The sequence below is a fragment of the Streptomyces sp. SP17BM10 genome (assembly GCF_036322405.1).
GTDB lineage: Bacteria > Actinomycetota > Actinomycetes > Streptomycetales > Streptomycetaceae > Kitasatospora.
The window spans coordinates 13,669-29,595 of the sequence record NZ_JAQYXB010000661.1 but is presented as its reverse complement, the minus strand read 5'-3'; the positions used below and the strand labels follow the sequence as shown (position 1 = coordinate 29,595).

Sequence of the window (15,927 nt, the reverse complement as noted above, 5' to 3'; positions counted from 1 at the left end):
CTCGGCACACGACCAGGCAGCCAGCAGGAGCGGCGGAGGCATGACGTGACCGAGCAGGGCAACGGACTTCGGGCGGGAACCGGCCCCGGCCGGGACGGGGACGGCGCCGCTCCCCGGGTCAGACTGCGCGACCGCGACGCGGAACTGCGCTCCGCCGAGACCGCCGTCGACAAGCTGTGCCGCGAATTCGCCGCCGGCGGCACCGAGATCGGCGAACTCCTCACCATCTCCGGCCGCCCCGGCATCGGCAAGACCAGTCTGCTCCACGAGGTGCGGCGCACCGCCAAGCTCCGCGACGGTGCCACCGTGCTGTTCGCCCGCGGCGGCGAACAGCAGGTCAAGGAGCCCTACCACGTGCTGCGCCAGCTGCTGCAGCCCGCGCTCACCGCTCTCCCGCCCGCCGAGTTCCGCCAGGTGATGGGCACCTGGGAAGAGGTCGTCGGACCGGCCATGGGCCTCAAGCAGCCCAAGGCCGGCGCCCGTCGGCTCGACCCGCAGGGCGTGCGCGACGGACTGGACTACGTCCTCACGCAGCTCGCGCCCCGCAGCGCACCCCTGGTGATGATCGTCGACGACCTGCACTGGGCCGACCTGGAATCCCTCTCCTGGCTCACCCAGTTCGCCGTCCGCGCACGCGAACTGCCCGTCCTGCTCGTCTTCGCGTTCCGCGAGGACGAACACGACTGGCAGCCCGAAGCCCACCCCCACCACTCCACCGTCCTCAAGCTCGCCACCCGTCGGCACGAACTCAACCGCCTGTCCCTCGTCTCGGTCACGGACATCATCCGCGCGGAACTCGGCGAGAAGGCCGAGGACGCCTTCTGCTACGAGTTCTGGAACGTCGTCAACGGCAACCCCTACGAGGCCATCGCCCTGCTCGACCAGGTCCGCGACCAGGAGCTCGAACCGGTCGAGGAGAACTCCGTCCAACTGCGCGAACTCGCCGTCGACGCCAACGGGATGACCCTCAAGACCTGGGTCGACCGGCTCGGCGCCAGCACCCTGCGCTTCGCCTGGGCCTGCGCCATGCTCGGCACCGACATCCGGATCGACCTCGCGACCCGCATCTCCACCCAGAGCGCCGAGGGTGCCCGCGAGTCCATCAAGCAGCTGCGCAAGCACCGCGTCCTGACCCAGACCCCCAACGGGAACCTGGAGTTCGTCCACCCGCTGATCGGCAGCTCGATCTACAACACCATGCCGGAGGCCACCCGCACCGGCATGCACGGCGTCGCCGCGGCCGAGATCGAGAACGCCGGGCTCGGCCTGCTCGCCGCCTCCCGCCACCTCGTCGAGACCTTCGCGGGCGAGGGCGACGACCGCACCGTGCGCAAGCTGCGCAAGGCCGCCGCCGAACACCTGCTCATCGGCGCTCCCGAGGCCGCCCAGCGCTGCCTGCACCGCGCCCTCAACGAGCCGCCCGCCGACGACATCCGCGCCGAGGTGCTCTACGAACTCGGCTGCTCCGCCCTGCTCACCGACCCCGTCGCCACCGTCAACCAGCTCAAGCTCGCCCTCGACCCGGAGGAGGGGCCGCTGCGCCCCGAACTGCGGGTGGACGCCACGTTCCGGCTCTCCGAGGTGCTCGCGCACAGCGGCGAACTGCGCGAGGCCGCGCTGGTGTGCCAGGAGGAGGTCGCCGCCACCGGCGACGCCGCGGGCCGGCTGCGCCTGCAGGCCGCCTCGTTCATGTGGCACGCCTTCCGCAAGTCCGAGGAGGACGGGCCCGGCCGCTCCCGGCGGCTCGGCGAGATGTGCGAGGGCCTCACCGGCCGCGAGGCCGCCGACCGCGCCGTCCTCGCGATGCGCGCCTGGGACCTCACCCTGCGCGGCGAACCCTCCGCCGACGCCCTCGCCCACGCCGACGACGTCCTGGAGGCCGGCCGGCTGCCCAAGGGCCTCGGCTGGACCGACAACACCTGGGGCTTCGAACTGCCCTCGATGCTCGGCCTCACCTACACCTACAACGACCGCATCGCCCAGGCCGAGCGGCTGTTCGCCGACGCCATCGTCCAGTTCGAGGTCGCCGGGTGGAGCGGTGCCCACCGGGGCTTCGCCTACTTCCTGATGGGCCTCGCCCGCTTCCGCCGCGGCCTGCTCGCCGAGGCCGAGGACTTCCTGCGCCGCGCCCTGCGGCTCTCCGAGCGGATCGCCCCCAAGCTGCCGCTCGCGTGGGACGCCGTCGGCGTGCTCGTCGACACCCTGCTCGCGCGCGGACGCGTCGAGGAGGCCTGGGACCTCGCCACCGGCTTCGGCTTCCAGCCGCCGTACCACGACACCGCGATGGTGCTGCCCGACGCGCCCTCGCTGTACGGCAAGCTGCTCGTCGCCAAGCGGCGCTACGCCGGCGCCGCCGCCGCGCTCACCGAGGCCGGCGCCCAGCTGGAGGCCCGCGGCTGGCACAACACCGTCTGGGCGCCATGGGCGGGCCACCTCGCCATCGCCATCGCCCAGGACGAGCCCGACCGCGCCCGCGAGTACGCCCACAAGGCCGTCCATGACGCCCGGACGTTCGGCACCGCCTCGGCGATCGGCACCGCGCTGCGCCTGCACGCCCAGATCGAGGACGGCCAGCAGGCGGTCGAGCTCCTGGAACAGTCCGTGACCTACCTCGGCCAGTCCCCGGCCGGCTACGAGCACGCCGTCGCGCTGGTCGAGCTCGGCGCGGCGCTGCGCCGGGTCGGGCGGCTGGAGGACGCCCAGGAGTACCTCTACCAGGGCATCGAGCTGGCCCAGCACTGCTCGGCCGAGGGCCTGGTCGAGCAGGCGCGCCGGGAGCTCGCCAACTACGGCCTGCGGCCCAACCGTCTGGGCGACTTCCGCGCCTCCCGCGAGGCGCTCAGCCAGCCGGAGTGGGACGTCGCCCAGCTCGCGCTGCGGGGCGTGCCGCCGCAGCGGATCGCCGACGAACTCGGGCTGCAGCTGAGTCTGGTCAACCGGCGGCTGGCCGCGGTCTACCGCAAGGCGGGCAGCGGGCCGGACGGCCTGGCCACCGCGCTCGGGCTGCCGGGCCAGCCGCGCGCCACCCGGCCCACCCGGCCGACCACGCCGGCCCAGCCGACGGGGCCGATCGGGGAGTCGGAGGAGGAGCAGGCGGGCGACTCCTGACCCCTCCCGCGCGCCGCCCGTCCGCGCACGGGCATCCGCGACCGTTCGTCCGGGCCGGGCGGATGGAAGCGCACGGGCGGCGCGCGGGGGTTCGGGAGCGCCCCCGCGGCCGTTCCCGTCGTTAGGCTGACGCACACCGGGGCGGCCACGGCCGACGTCCCGACCGTGTTCCCGGCCGAACCCCGACCGTGTTCCCGGCCCACCCCCGGCCCCCCCGGACCGACCCCCGTTCGGCGCGACCGCGACACCTGCGCGGCCGCCAGTGAGGAGCAGCAGGGCATGGCGACTCAGGCCACCGGCGTGCGCCACGAACCCCTCGACCCCTCGGGCGCGGGCGCCGCGATCCAGCGCTGGACGCTCACCGCCGGCCCGTACGAGGCGAGCGTGCTCACCCTCGGCGCCACCCTGCACACCCTCACCGCGCCCGACCGGGCCGGCCGCCGCGCCCAAGTCCTGCTCGCCGCCGACGAACTGGCCCAGATCCTCGGCCCGGCCCGGCACTACGGCACCGTCGTCGGCCGCTACGCCAACCGGATCGACGGCTCGCGGATCACCATCGACGGCGAGGACCACCCGCTCGCCCCCACCGGCGGCGGCATGACCCTGCACGGCGGCCCGGACGGCTTCGCCCACCGCATGTGGGCCGCAACCGAGGTCCCCGGCGGCGTCGAACTGCGGCTGCACAGCCCGGACGGCGACCAGGGCTTCCCCGGCGCCCTCGACGTCACCGTCACCTACACCCTCGACCACACCCTCGAGGCCGGGGGCGACCTGACCATCGCCTACCGGGCCGTCACCACGAAGCCCACCGTCCTGAACCTCACCAACCACGCCTACGTCAACCTGGCGGGTGAAGGCTCCGGCGACGTCCTCGGGCACCTGCTCACCCTCGACGCCGACGCCTACACCCCGGCCGACGAGCGGCAGATCCCGACCGGCCGGACCGAACCGGTGGCCGGCACGCCGTTCGACTTCACCACGGCCCGGCCGATCGGCAAGTCCGTCCACGACGAGCACCCGCAGCTGACCGGGCCCGGCGGGTACGACCACAACTGGGTGCTGCGCCCGCGCCCGGCCGACGGCACCCCGGCCCGGGCGGCGTTCCTGGAGGAGCCGACCGGCGGGCGCACCCTGGAGGTGCTGACCACCGAGCCGGGCGTCCAGGTCTACACGGCCAACAAGTTCCAGGGCGCGGTGACGGGCGCGAGCGGCGTGGCGTACGGGCCGTTCGCCGGGATCGCGCTGGAGACGCAGCACTTCCCGGACTCCCCGCACCACCCGGACTTCCCCAGCACGGTGCTGCGCCCGGGGGAGGAGTTCCGCTCGACGACCGTCCTGCGCTTCGGGACGAACTAGTCCTGCCGGGATTCCGGCGGGTCCCGGCGCATGCGGAGCCGGGGTCAGCGGTCGAGGCCGTGCTCGGCCTCCTTGCGGCGGATCTCCCGCAGGCCCGGCGTGAGGTCGCCGTCGGCGAGCGGGGGGGAAGCCGCAGCGGTCTCGTCCTCGGCGATCTCCGGCATGCCGATGGCGGTGAAGGGGATTCGGCGGCCCGTTCCAGCCCGCACAGCAGGGGCAGTTCGTCCTTCACGGCTGGTCTGATGCGCATGCCGCCGAATCTCCTGCAAGCGGCTTTCCGCCACACAGGGTGGTGTTCCAGGGCACAGGCTGCCGGAGCGAAACGCTCGAACTCGGACATAGCCGGGCACGGTCCACTACCGTGCGGCAACATCCAGGACACGCGGCTGTAACGATCGCCGTTTCTTGCAGAAAGTTTCTGCAAGGGGTTTCCGTGACGTTTCGCCCGCTGTTAACTTCCTTCCAGCCCGACGGCAGCGAAGGTGCAGTCGGCACGAGGCAGCCATTATGCGCCTGTCTCCGAACATCTCGGGCACCCCCACCCTCCCAAGGAGTTCTCATGCGGCGTGGCATCGCGGCCTCTGCCCTCGTTGTGGCCCTCGCGGTCTCGATGGCTGCCTGTGGCAGCAGCGGCTCCAGCTCGGACGGCAAGGCCGACGGGCCGGTCACCCTCACGTACTGGGACACCTCGAACGCCACCAACGAGGCGCCGAACTACCAGGAACTGGTCAAGAAGTTCGAGGCGGCCAACCCGACCATCAAGGTCGACTTCGTCAACGTGCCGTTCGACCAGGCCCAGAACAAGCTGCAGACCGCCATGGGGGCCAAGGGCGCGCCCGACGTCTTCCGCTCCGAGGTCGGCTGGACCGCCGCCTTCGCCAAGGCCGGCTACCTGGAGCCGCTCGACGGCACCCCCGCGGCCGCCGACACCTCCGCCTTCCAGCCCAGCCTCATCCAGCAGGCCAAGTACGACGGCAAGCTGTACGGCGTCCCGCTGGTCACCGACACCCTGGGCCTGCTCTACAACAAGGACCTCTTCGCCAAGGCCGGGATCACCGAGGCCCCGAAGACCTGGGACGAGCTCAAGGCCGACGCCGCCACCGTCAAGGACAAGGACGGCGTCGACGGCTTCTGGCTGAAGGCCGCCGACGGCTACTACGCGATGCCGTTCCTGTTCGGCGAGGGCACCGACACCGTCGACGCCGCCGGCAAGAAGATCACCATCACCTCGCCCGAGGCCGTCAAGGGCATCGAGACCTACAAGTCGATGTTCACCTCGCCCGGCACCGCCAAGGCCGACGTCACCACCGACGCCTACGCGCACATGATGGACGCCTTCAACAGCGGCAAGGTCGCGGCGATCATCCAGGGCCCCTGGGAGATCACCAACATCTACAAGGGTTCCGCCTTCGCCGACAAGAAGAACCTCGGCATCGCCGCCGTCCCGGCCGGCTCCGGCGGCAAGGCCGGCGCCCCGACCGGCGGCCACAACATCTCTGTCTACGCCGGCTCCGACGCCGCCCACAAGGCCGCCGCCGAGAAGTTCGCCGCCTTCATGACCTCGGCCGAGAGCCAGGCGTTCATCGCGCAGAAGAACTCCACCCTGCCGACCCGCTCCGACGCCTTCACCGCCGACGTCAAGGCCGACCCGGGCATCGCCGGCTTCCAGGCCGTCCTCGCCAGTGCCAAGCCGCGCCCCGAACTGCCCGAGTACAGCTCGCTGTTCGCCTCGCTCGGCACCAACCTCGGCAAGGCCGTCCAGGGCACCAGCACCCAGGACGCGCTGAGCACCGTCGCCACCGACTACGCCAAGCTCCTCCCGGGCTTCGCCAAGTAGTCGTCAGCCGCCCGGCCCGCCGCCGGGGTGAGGGACACCCCCACGTCCCTCACCCCCCGGCGGGCCCGGCGGCCGGACCAGCTCCACCCGCTCGACCAGCTCCACCCGAGGCGGCCGGACCCGCTCTCCCCGAGACCTCCCCCCGAGAAGGTGCAATCGATGTCAGTCGCCGTGCAGGGCGCCACCGGCAAGGGCAGCCGGCCGCGCGAGCAGCGTCCGGGCCCGCTGGAGCGCCTCAAGCGCTCGTACGCCAAGCACTGGTACGCCTACGCGATGATCGCCCCGGTCGTGCTCGTGCTCGGCGTGCTCGTGCTCTACCCGCTCGTCGAGGGCGTCTGGCTCACCCTCACCGACGCCAACAGCCTCAACTCGGCCCGCACCATCGGCGTCAACCACATCCCGGCCAGCTACAAGTTCGTCGGCTTCCACAACTACGCCGACATCCTGTGGGGCCCCGGCTCGTACGACCGCTTCTGGTCCCACTTCGTGTGGACCATCACCTGGACGGTGCTCTGCGTCGTCCTGCACTACACCATCGGCCTGGGCCTCGCCCTGCTGCTGAACAAGAAGCTGCGCGGACGCGCCGTCTACCGGATGCTGCTCATCCTCCCGTGGGCCGTCCCGACCTTCGTCACCGTCTTCTCCTGGCGCCTGATGCTCGCCGACGGCGGCGCCGTCAACGGCCTGCTCTCCGCCCTCCACCTGCCCCAGCCCGGCTGGCTGGACGACCCGCTGGCCCAGAAGGCCGCCGCCGTCCTGGTCAACACCTGGGTCGGCGTGCCGTTCATGATGATCTCGCTGCTCGGCGGCCTCCAGTCCATCCCGGCCGAGCTGTACGAGGCCGCCGAGATGGACGGCGCCACCCCGTGGCAGCGCTTCCGCCACGTCACCCTGCCCGGACTGCGCACCGTCTCCTCGACCGTCGTCCTGCTCGGCGTGATCTGGACCTTCAACCAGTTCGCCGTCATCTTCCTGCTGTTCGGCACCAGCGGCGGCTCCGACGCCCAGCTGCTCGTCACCTGGGCCTACCGCCTCGGCTTCGGCCAGCAGCCCCGGGACTACGCGCAGTCCGCCGCGTACGGCGTGATCCTGCTCTCCATCCTCATCGTCTTCACCGCCTTCTACCGGCGTTGGCTCGCCCGCAACGAGCAGGCCAACGGCTAGCAGGCCAACGGCTGGCAGGCCAGCGGCTGGCAGGCCGATGGCCGGCGAGCCAACAGCAGGCGGCCAACGGCTGTGGCCCCGGACCCAGTTGACCCACGAAGGCAGGTACCCCCGATGAGCACCACCACCGAAGCCCCCGCGCAGGCCGCGCGCCCCGCACCGGCCGCCCGGCCCGCCAAGGTCCGCGGCCGCGGCCAGAGCAGCCCGCTGGTCACCGCGCTGTCCCACGGCGCCCTGATCCTCGCCAGCCTGATCGCCCTGTTCCCGGTGCTGTGGATCCTCTACATCTCCCTCGGCCCGGACAAGACGGACTACCTCCACCCCGGCGAGATCCTCGGCAAGCTGACCCTGTCGAACTACGACCACGTGCTGTTCGGCACCGACTTCTTCACCTGGTTCGGCAACTCCTTCCTGGTCTCCGGCGTCACCACGGCGTTCGGCGTCATGGTCGCCGCGACCACCGGCTACGCCGTCTCCCGGATGAAGTTCCCCGGCCACAAGCCGCTGATGTGGTCGCTGCTGGTCACCCAGATGTTCCCGATCGCGGTGCTGATCGTGCCGATGTACACGATCCTGTCCGAGCTCGGCCTGCTCGACGGCTACACCGGCCTGATCCTGGTCTACTCGACCACCACCGTGCCCTACTGCGCCTGGCTGCTGAAGGGCTACTTCGACACCATCCCGGTGGAGATCGACGAGGCCGGCCGGGTCGACGGGCTCAGCCCGATCGGCACCTTCTGGCGCCTGGTCCTGCCGCTCGCCCGCCCGGGCCTGGCGGTGGCCGCGTTCTACTCCTTCCTGACCGCCTGGGCCGAGGTCGCGTTCGCCTCCACCTTCATGCTCAGCTCCGACAAGTACACGCTGGCCGTCGGCCTGCAGACCTTCGTCAGCGAACACGACGCCCAGTGGAACTTCATGGCCGCCACCGCGGTGCTGATCGCGATCCCGTCCTCGGTCTTCTTCTACCTGGTGCAGCGGCACCTGGTGACCGGCCTGACCGCCGGCGCCTCCAAGTCGTAACGCCACCACACGTCTCAGCGCTCGTCGCTCCTCTAGTCCACGAGGGATTCCGTCCATGACCCAGAACCTGGCCGACACCTCCCGGCCCGCCGCCGACACCGCTCACGAGGCGAACGTCGGCGCGTCCAGAGGCTGGTGGCGGGACGCGGTCATCTACCAGGTGTACCCGCGCAGCTTCGCCGACTCCAACGGCGACGGCATGGGCGACCTGCCGGGCATCCGCAGCCGCCTGCCCTACCTGCGCGACCTCGGCGTGGACGCCGTCTGGCTCTCGCCGTTCTACGCCTCCCCGCAGGCCGACGCCGGCTACGACGTGGCGGACTACCGTGCGGTGGACCCGATGTTCGGCACCCTGCTGGACGCGGACGCGCTGATCCGTGACGCCCACGAGCTGGGCCTGCGGATCATCGTGGACCTCGTCCCCAACCACTCCTCGGACCAGCACGAGTGGTTCCAGCGCGCGCTGCGCGAGGGCCCCGCCTCCCCGCTGCGCGAGCGCTACCACTTCCGCCCCGGCAAGGGCGAGAGCGGCGAACTGCCGCCCAACGACTGGGAGTCCATCTTCGGCGGCCCGGCCTGGACCCGCACCGAGAACCCGGACGGCACCCCCGGTGACTGGTACCTGCACCTGTTCGCGCCTGAGCAGCCCGACTTCAACTGGGAGAACCCGGCCGTAGCCGACGAGTTCCGCTCGATCCTGCGCTTCTGGCTCGACATGGGCGTGGACGGCTTCCGCATCGACGTCGCGCACGGCCTGGTCAAGGCCCCCGGCCTGCCCGACCTCGGCGGCTCCGACCAGCTCAAGCTGCTCGGCAACGACGTCATGCCGTTCTTCGACCAGGACGGCGTCCACGAGATCTACCGCAGCTGGCGCAAGATCCTCGACGAGTACCCGGGCCAGCGGATCGGCGTCGCCGAGGCCTGGACCCCGACCGTCCAGCGCACCGCCAACTACGTCCGCCCCGACGAGCTCCACCAGGCCTTCAACTTCCAGTACCTGGGGACCGACTGGGACGCCGCCGCGCTGCGCGAGGTCATCGACGTCTCGCTCGACTCGATGCGCCCGGTCGACGCCCCCACCACGTGGGTGCTGTCCAACCACGACGTCACCCGGCACGCCACCCGCTTCGCCAACGAGCCCGGCCTCGGCACCCAGATCCGCACCCCCGGCGACCGCGCCCTCGGCCTGCGCCGGGCCCGCGCCGCCACCCTGCTGATGCTCGCGCTGCCCGGCTCCGCGTACGTCTACCAGGGCGAGGAACTCGGTCTGCCGGACGTCACCGACCTGCCCGACGAGGTCCGCCAGGACCCGTCCTTCTTCCGCCAGGCCGGCCAGGACGGCTACCGCGACGGCTGCCGCGTGCCGATCCCGTGGTCCGGCACCGAGGCGCCGTACGGCTTCGGACCGGTCGCCGGCGGGCCGTCCTGGCTGCCGCAGCCGGCCCAGTGGGCCGAGCTCAGCGTCGAGGCGCAGACCGGCGACCCGACCTCCACCCTGGAGCTGTACCGCAGCGCGCTCGCCGTCCGCCGGGCCCGGCCCGACCTGGGCGCGGGCACCGCGGTCGAGTGGCTGGACGCCCCGCAGGGCACGCTCGCCTTCCGCCGCGGCTCCTTCGTCTGCACGGTCAACACCGGTGCCGAGCCGGTGCGCATACCCGCCCCCGGGAGGCTGCTGCTCGCCTCGGCGGAGCTGGTCGTGGACGGCGGCGAGACGGTGCTCGCACCGGACAGCACCGGCTGGTGGGCGGTCTGACGTGGTTGCAATAGGCTCTGGGACCGTGACTACGGCGCGACTTTCAGACATCGCGGCGCAGGCGGGGGTCAGCGAAGCCACCGTCTCCCGCGTACTCAACGGCAAGGCGAACGTCTCCGCCGCCACCCGGCAGACCGTGCTGGCGGCCCTCGACGTGCTCGGGTACGAGCGGCCGACCCGCCTGCGCCAGCGCAGCGCCGGGCTGATCGGGCTGATCACGCCGGAGCTCAGCAACCCGATCTTCCCCGCGCTCGCGCAGGTCATCGAGCAGGTGCTCAGCCGACACGGCTACACGCCGGTGCTGTGCACCCAGACGCCCGGCGGGTCCACCGAGGACGAACTGGTCGAGATGCTGGTGGACCGGGGCGTGGCGGGCATCGTCTTCGTCTCCGGTCTGCACGCCGACTCCACCGCCGACCACGACCGCTACGCCCGGCTCGCCGGGCGCGGGGTGCCGTTCGTCCTGATCAACGGCTTCAGCGAGCGGATCGACGCGCCGTTCATCTCGCCGGACGACCGGGCCGCGATGTGGATGGCCGTCCAGCACCTCGCCGAGCTCGGGCACGAGCGGATCGGGCTGGCGGTCGGGCAGAAGCGGTACGTGCCGGTGCTGCGCAAGATCGAGGGCTTCACGGCCGCGATGCGCGCCGTCCTCGGGCGGACGCAGGAGGAGGCCGAGGAGCTCGTCCACCACACGCTGTTCAGCGTCGAGGGCGGGCACGCGGCGGCGGGCGCGCTGCTGGACAAGGGGTGCACGGCGATCGTGTGCGGCAGCGACATGATGGCGCTCGGGGTCATCCGGGCGGTGCGGCAGCGGGGGCTGTCGGTGCCGCACGACGTGTCGGTGGTCGGCTTCGACGACTCGCCGCTGATCGCCTTCACCGAGCCGCCGCTGACGACGATCCGCCAGCCGGTCGAGGCGATGGCGACGGCGGCGGTGGACGCGCTGCTGGAGGAAGTGGGCGCGAACGCCGCCCAGCGCGGGGAGTTCATGTTCCAGCCGGAGCTGGTCATGCGCGGCTCCACAGGGGCCTGCGCGCGCTGAGGGCGGGCCGGCCGGCGACGGCCGTGACGGCCGCGGGAAGGGCCCCGGAGGGCGGTTGCTCTCCGGGGCCCTTCGGCGCGCCGTAACGGGTCGGCCGGGGTCAGCCCTCCTGGACGGCCGGGCGGTCGGCGGTGACGCGGTGGCCGTCGGCGGCGTCGCCGGTGCGGGTCTCGGTGCGGCGACCGCGGGCCAGGTAGTCGCGCAGGATCAGTTCGACGGCGTCCTGAGGACTCTTGGTGCCGGAAAGCATCATCGCGTCGATCGCGAGGTTCGCGTCGAGCGTGACGGTGACCTGGGCCATGGGTGACTCCTCCTCGGGTGCAGAGCAGCAGCATGCCCGTTGGGCCGGGGTTTGACCATGCGAATGCTCCGGTGCGCGGAGGGGCGGGTGCGTGCGGGTACGGCGAAGCCCCGGGGAGAGCGACCAGTCTCTCCCCGGGGGCGGGCGGGTGGCAGCTGACAGATGACAGATGTTGAAATCTGTTATCTGTCAGCTGTTATCTGTTATCTGTCAGCTGCGCGCTGCTACCCGCGATCCGTCAACCGCCCCCGGCGGGACGGTTCCGGAAGGACCCTCAGACGCGGCCGGCGAAGTCCGGCGCCCAGTTGGCGATGGTCTGCAGGCGGACGCCCGCGCTGGGGTTGGCGGCCTCGACGTACTGGCCGCCGCCGATGTAGATCGCGACGTGGTAGACGCCGGAGTCCTGGCCGTTGTTGGACCAGAACAGCAGGTCGCCCGGCTGCAGGCTGTCCAGCGAGACGTGGGTGCTCGCGGCGGCCTGGTCGTTGGCGACGCGCGGCACCGAGATGCCCGCGGCGCGCAGCGCGGCCTGGGTCAGGCCCGAGCAGTCCCAGCCGCCGTTGCCGGTGCCGCCGTAGACGTACGCCTGGCCGACCTGCGCCTTGGCGAAGTCGACCGCGGCGGCCATCGAGCCGGTGACGGCCGGGGCCGGGGTCTGGGTGGCGGGCTTCGAGGACGGCTTGGCGGCCGGGGTCTGGGCCGCGGCGGCCGGCTGGGCGTTCACGGTGTTCCCGGCGGAGGACTGGCCCGGCTTCTGCGAGCGGTCGAACCAGTTGAAGTCACCGGACTGGTCGGCCGGCGCCTGGGCGGAGTCGCCGAAGGACAGGTGCTGGCCCGGGTAGATGGTGTTCGGACCGTCGGTCAGGGTGCCGCGGTTCAGCTCGTACAGACGCTGCCAGCCGCCCTTGACGTTGTGCTTGTCGGCGATCGTCGACAGCCAGTCGCCGGCCACGACGGTGTAGTCCGAGGCACCGGCCTGGGCGCCCGTGCGGGCACCGCCCTGGGCCCAGTCCTGGCGCTTCTGCGCCCAGGTGCCCTTGGCGGAGTCGGCGGCGGCCGGGGCCTGCGCCTGGTCCTGCGCCGGGGCGGCGGGCTTGACGGCGGGCTTCGAGGACGGCTGGGCGGCCGGGGCGGCCTTCGTGGCGCTCGCGGCGGCGGACGTGTCGACCGCGGCCGGGGCGCCGCCAGCGGTCAGGCCGGCCTGGACGGAGCACACGGGCCAGGCGCCGGGGCCCTGCGAGGCGAGGACCTTCTCGGCGACGGCGATCTGCTGGTCCTTGGTGGCCTGGTTGGCCTGCGGGGCGTACGAGGTGCCGCCGAAGGCGGCCCAGGTGCTGGAGGTGAACTGCAGGCCGCCGTAGAAGCCGTTGCCGGTGTTGATGCTCCAGTCGCCGCTGCTCTCGCACTGGGCGACCTTGTCCCAGGTGGCGATGGAGGCGGCCGAGGCGGTGCCGGAGGTGAGGCAGGGGATGGTGAGGCCGACGCCCGCGACGCCGAGGGCGGCGATCACACGGCGGGTGCGGCTGGACAGGCGAGTGCCGTTGGTGGGCAGCATGAAGACGCGGTCCTCTCCCACGCCTGCGAGGTGAGCTGTCGGATTCGGGCCGGAGTTGCCCGGCCGCGCTGTGGCGCGGCTTCACCCCTAGCCCAGAACCGTTCCGTGGAGCGGTCCGGGGCGACTTACCTGTGGGTCCCCCGCTCCTGCCGTGGTGCGTTTTCGCGCTTCCAGCGCACCCGACGGCAGGACTCGGCGTTGCGGATGAGCTGGGTCCGTGTGGTCACGAACGGGGAGCACGTTAAGCAGACTTAAGTTCGAACTGCAAATACCTGTGATGCGCATCACGGGTTATGGAAAGTCACCAAAACTTTCCTTTTCCAAGATCGAAAATGATCGTTTTCTCGCAATAAACCTGCGGATGTGCACAACTGGCAGATGCTCAGGATTCGGATGACGGAAGGTCACCCGATCGCAAACAATCACAGAACGGACATCTCGCACATTAGGTTCTTAATTCCTTTACGCCGCAAGCCGAAAGGGCCCGGAACGGAGTCGTTCCGGGCCCTTTCGGTGCGTGCGGTCGGCGGCTACTCGCCGACCTCCTGCGCGGGCGCCCCGGGGGCCGTCCCGGTGGCCGCGTGGGCCGCGCGGGAGCCCTCGGCGGCGGCCTCCGCCGCCTCGGCCTCGGCCTGGGCCTGGGCGGCCGCCAGGGCCTCCGCGGACGGCGTCGGCAGCGCGGCCAGGTACAGCGAGGCGATGAGCTGGCCGACCGTCTGGTAGGCGCCGAGCGGCGCGGCGGACGGGCAGCCGGTCTCCTCGGCGGCCGTGGCGAGCAGCTCGGAGTCCGCCTCCGGGCCGATCACCAGCGGGGCCAGTGCGGGGCGCTGCGAGCCGGTCTCCTTGAGGTGCGCGACGGCGGCGGCGACCGAGCCGGGCACGTCGAGCGCGGCGGCGACGACCGGGACGGCCAGGCGGGCGGCCAGCAGCACGCCGGTGATGCCGGCGGCGGCCGCGGCGTCCTCGCCGCCCACGGTGGTCAGCACGACGCCGTCCGCGGCGGTCGCGATGGCGAACAGGCGGGCGCGGTCGGCGCGGGCCAGCCCGGCCTCGGACAGGCGCACGTGGACGGCCTCGGCCAGCAGCGGGTGCGGGCCCAGCACGTCGGTGACGTGGGCGCCGTACTCGGCGGCGAGCGCGTGGAGTTCGGGCAGGAAGTCGTGCGGGCCGGGCACCAGGGGCACCAGGATCGGCGCCGGGACGCCGGCCTCCGCGGCGGACGCCAGCAGCTCGCCGATGCTGCGCTCGGTGCCGTCCGCGCCCTCGGTGCCCTCGCCGGGGAGGTAGCCCACCGCGGTCTGGACGCCGTTCTGCTCGCTGCGGACGATCGAGAGCAGTTCCTCGACGACCGAGCGGGACTCGGGCCCGGCGGTCGCGGGCACGGCGAGCACCAGGGCCGGGGAGCCGGCCGGGATCTCGGGGCGCTCGGGGCGACGGTGGCGCCCCCGCGCACGGGAGCCTGGAGTGCGAACGGGCAGTGGCGCGCCCGGGATGGCTGCGGTGCTCATGGCGGAGATCGTAGGTCATCGGCCCGTCAGGACTGCAGTCGGCTGCCGTGCCGGTTTCGCGCGAGCGTGGTGTGCGCGGCGCGCGGAGGTCCCGCGTACGCGGGCCGATGAGCGGTCATTGGGTCATATTCCGGACATACCTGCCCCAACCCCCGCGCGTCCACCGGTATCTCCTGGAGACGCGGTCGGCAGGGCGTCACGTTGCATCCGTGGCGCGTGAGATGTCTCACAGTCGACGGGCTGTCTGACGGAGCGTCACGAGTGCGCGACTCCCGGCTTTCGAAGATCAACATTCAGCGGGGGGCCGCTCACGGCCGGTTATCGGAGGGTGGACGGTTCGGTCGACTATGTCCGTTTACGTACCGTCGCGAGAAGGGTCCGTGAAGAGTTCAGGTCGGCCGGTGAAAGGCCTCGTGCACCTGCACCGTCTCGTGCTGATGCACGTGCACAGCAGCTATCATCGCGTCAAGTGAGGCGTTGTGCCGGGCTGGTACGGGGCCGGCCCGTTCGTTCGGCGGGTGCCGGGAGCGCCGCGCTGGACCGCAACTCCGGGGCTCTTCGGGAGACTTCTATGCACGACTCGCACGAATCGCAGGACCTGGGCGGCTCGTACGCTCCCTACAACGGGATGGCCGCCACCGAGTTGGAGGGAGTGGTCTGGCAGAAGAGCCTGCACAGCAACTCCCAGGGCAACTGCGTCGAGTTCGCCGCGCTGCCGGGGGGCGACGTGGCGATGCGCAACTCGCGCTTCCCGGACGGTCCGGCGCTCATCTACACGCGGGCCGAGATCGCCGCGCTGCTGCTGGGGGCCAAGGACGGGGAGTTCGACCACCTGTCCGCCTGACCGGCTGTTCACCGGGCCGTTCGTCCGGTCGTCCGGCCGCTTCACCGGACGTCCGTCGGTCCGGCCACCGCTCCGAACTCGGAGCCATCGGGGGTCGTCGTGGGTGCTGACACCACGACGGCCTTTTTCTTCTTCGCGGGCTCGGCCCCGCGATCGTCCGCGCGGTTCGTCGCGCGCTCGGTTGCGTGCCCGATCGGCCGCTGGGTCAAGCGCGTGGTCAAGCGCGTGGTCACGCGCTCGGTGGTGTGCACCTTCCCGGGCTTCTGCGCCCTCCAGCGCACTCCTGCCCCGCGCACTGCGCTGCGGGGTGACCGGGAGTCTGCGGCGCAGGCCCGGCCGGGGTGAACTGCCGCTTCTTCCCGGGGCTGCGCTGCTCCCGGGGTTTCCATCGATCCGGGGACGCGCGCCCGCGCTGCGGGGGTGCGAGCCCGTCCGC

At 72.0% G+C, this 15,927-nt stretch carries 12 protein-coding genes, 1 pseudogene and 1 riboswitch; of the genes and pseudogenes, 8 read left to right on the top strand and 5 right to left on the bottom strand.

The genetic code is table 11. From position 1 onward, the window contains the following. Positions 1-45: 45 nt before the first annotated feature. Entirely contained in the window at positions 46-3,108 is a 3,063-nt protein-coding gene (locus PUR71_RS30890) for an ATP-binding protein (RefSeq protein ID WP_329930467.1), read from the top strand. 279 nt (positions 3,109-3,387) lie between these two features. Then, a complete protein-coding gene (locus PUR71_RS30885) occupies positions 3,388-4,464 on the top strand; it encodes an aldose epimerase family protein (RefSeq protein WP_329930466.1) in 1,077 nt (358 codons plus the stop codon). A 44-nt stretch (positions 4,465-4,508) separates the two neighbouring features. On the opposite strand, the pseudogene PUR71_RS30880 reads toward PUR71_RS30885, so the two are convergent. Next, a pseudogene (locus PUR71_RS30880) lies at positions 4,509-4,602 on the bottom strand (GNAT family N-acetyltransferase); the annotation flags it as partial. A 421-nt stretch (positions 4,603-5,023) separates the two neighbouring features. On the opposite strand from PUR71_RS30880, the gene PUR71_RS30875 reads away from it, so the two are divergent. From PUR71_RS30875 to PUR71_RS30855, 5 genes are all read left to right on the top strand, one after another. After that, entirely contained in the window at positions 5,024-6,301 is a 1,278-nt protein-coding gene (locus tag PUR71_RS30875) for an extracellular solute-binding protein (protein WP_329930465.1), read from the top strand. 159 nt (positions 6,302-6,460) lie between these two features. Beyond that, the gene (locus PUR71_RS30870; RefSeq protein WP_329930464.1) at positions 6,461-7,465 is read left to right on the top strand and encodes a carbohydrate ABC transporter permease; all 1,005 of its coding nucleotides are present in this window, start codon (positions 6,461-6,463) and stop codon (positions 7,463-7,465) included. 114 nt (positions 7,466-7,579) lie between these two features. Continuing rightward, complete coding sequence (locus PUR71_RS30865; protein WP_329930463.1) at positions 7,580-8,485, top strand: sugar ABC transporter permease; 906 nt, start codon at positions 7,580-7,582, stop codon at positions 8,483-8,485. A gap of 55 nt (positions 8,486-8,540) precedes the next feature. After that, positions 8,541-10,238 (top strand): glycoside hydrolase family 13 protein, encoded by a 1,698-nt coding sequence (locus tag PUR71_RS30860; RefSeq protein WP_329930462.1) that lies wholly within the window; start codon positions 8,541-8,543, stop codon positions 10,236-10,238. Between the two features lie 25 nt (positions 10,239-10,263). After that, positions 10,264-11,283: a LacI family DNA-binding transcriptional regulator gene (locus PUR71_RS30855; RefSeq protein WP_329930461.1), complete on the top strand. Its 1,020-nt coding sequence runs from the start codon at positions 10,264-10,266 to the stop codon at positions 11,281-11,283. A 100-nt stretch (positions 11,284-11,383) separates the two neighbouring features. Here PUR71_RS30855 and PUR71_RS30850 read toward each other — a convergent pair whose 3' ends face one another. From PUR71_RS30850 to PUR71_RS30840, 3 genes are all read right to left on the bottom strand, one after another. Further along, entirely contained in the window at positions 11,384-11,584 is a 201-nt protein-coding gene (locus tag PUR71_RS30850; RefSeq protein ID WP_329930460.1) for a hypothetical protein, read from the bottom strand. A 274-nt stretch (positions 11,585-11,858) separates the two neighbouring features. Then, entirely contained in the window at positions 11,859-13,139 is a 1,281-nt protein-coding gene (locus PUR71_RS30845; RefSeq protein ID WP_443077653.1) for a transglycosylase family protein, read from the bottom strand. 7 nt (positions 13,140-13,146) lie between these two features. After that, positions 13,147-13,308, bottom strand: a riboswitch (cyclic di-AMP (ydaO/yuaA leader). Between the two features lie 361 nt (positions 13,309-13,669). Then, complete coding sequence (locus tag PUR71_RS30840) at positions 13,670-14,647, bottom strand: sirohydrochlorin chelatase (RefSeq protein WP_329930458.1); 978 nt, start codon at positions 14,645-14,647, stop codon at positions 13,670-13,672. Positions 14,648-15,218: 571 nt separating this feature from the next. Between PUR71_RS30840 and PUR71_RS30835 the strand changes: the two genes are divergently transcribed. Further along, the gene (locus tag PUR71_RS30835) at positions 15,219-15,491 is read left to right on the top strand and encodes a DUF397 domain-containing protein (RefSeq protein WP_329930457.1); all 273 of its coding nucleotides are present in this window, start codon (positions 15,219-15,221) and stop codon (positions 15,489-15,491) included. Positions 15,492-15,532: 41 nt separating this feature from the next. Here PUR71_RS30835 and PUR71_RS30830 read toward each other — a convergent pair whose 3' ends face one another. After that, entirely contained in the window at positions 15,533-15,742 is a 210-nt protein-coding gene (locus PUR71_RS30830; RefSeq protein WP_329930456.1) for a hypothetical protein, read from the bottom strand. Positions 15,743-15,927: the final 185 nt, after the last annotated feature.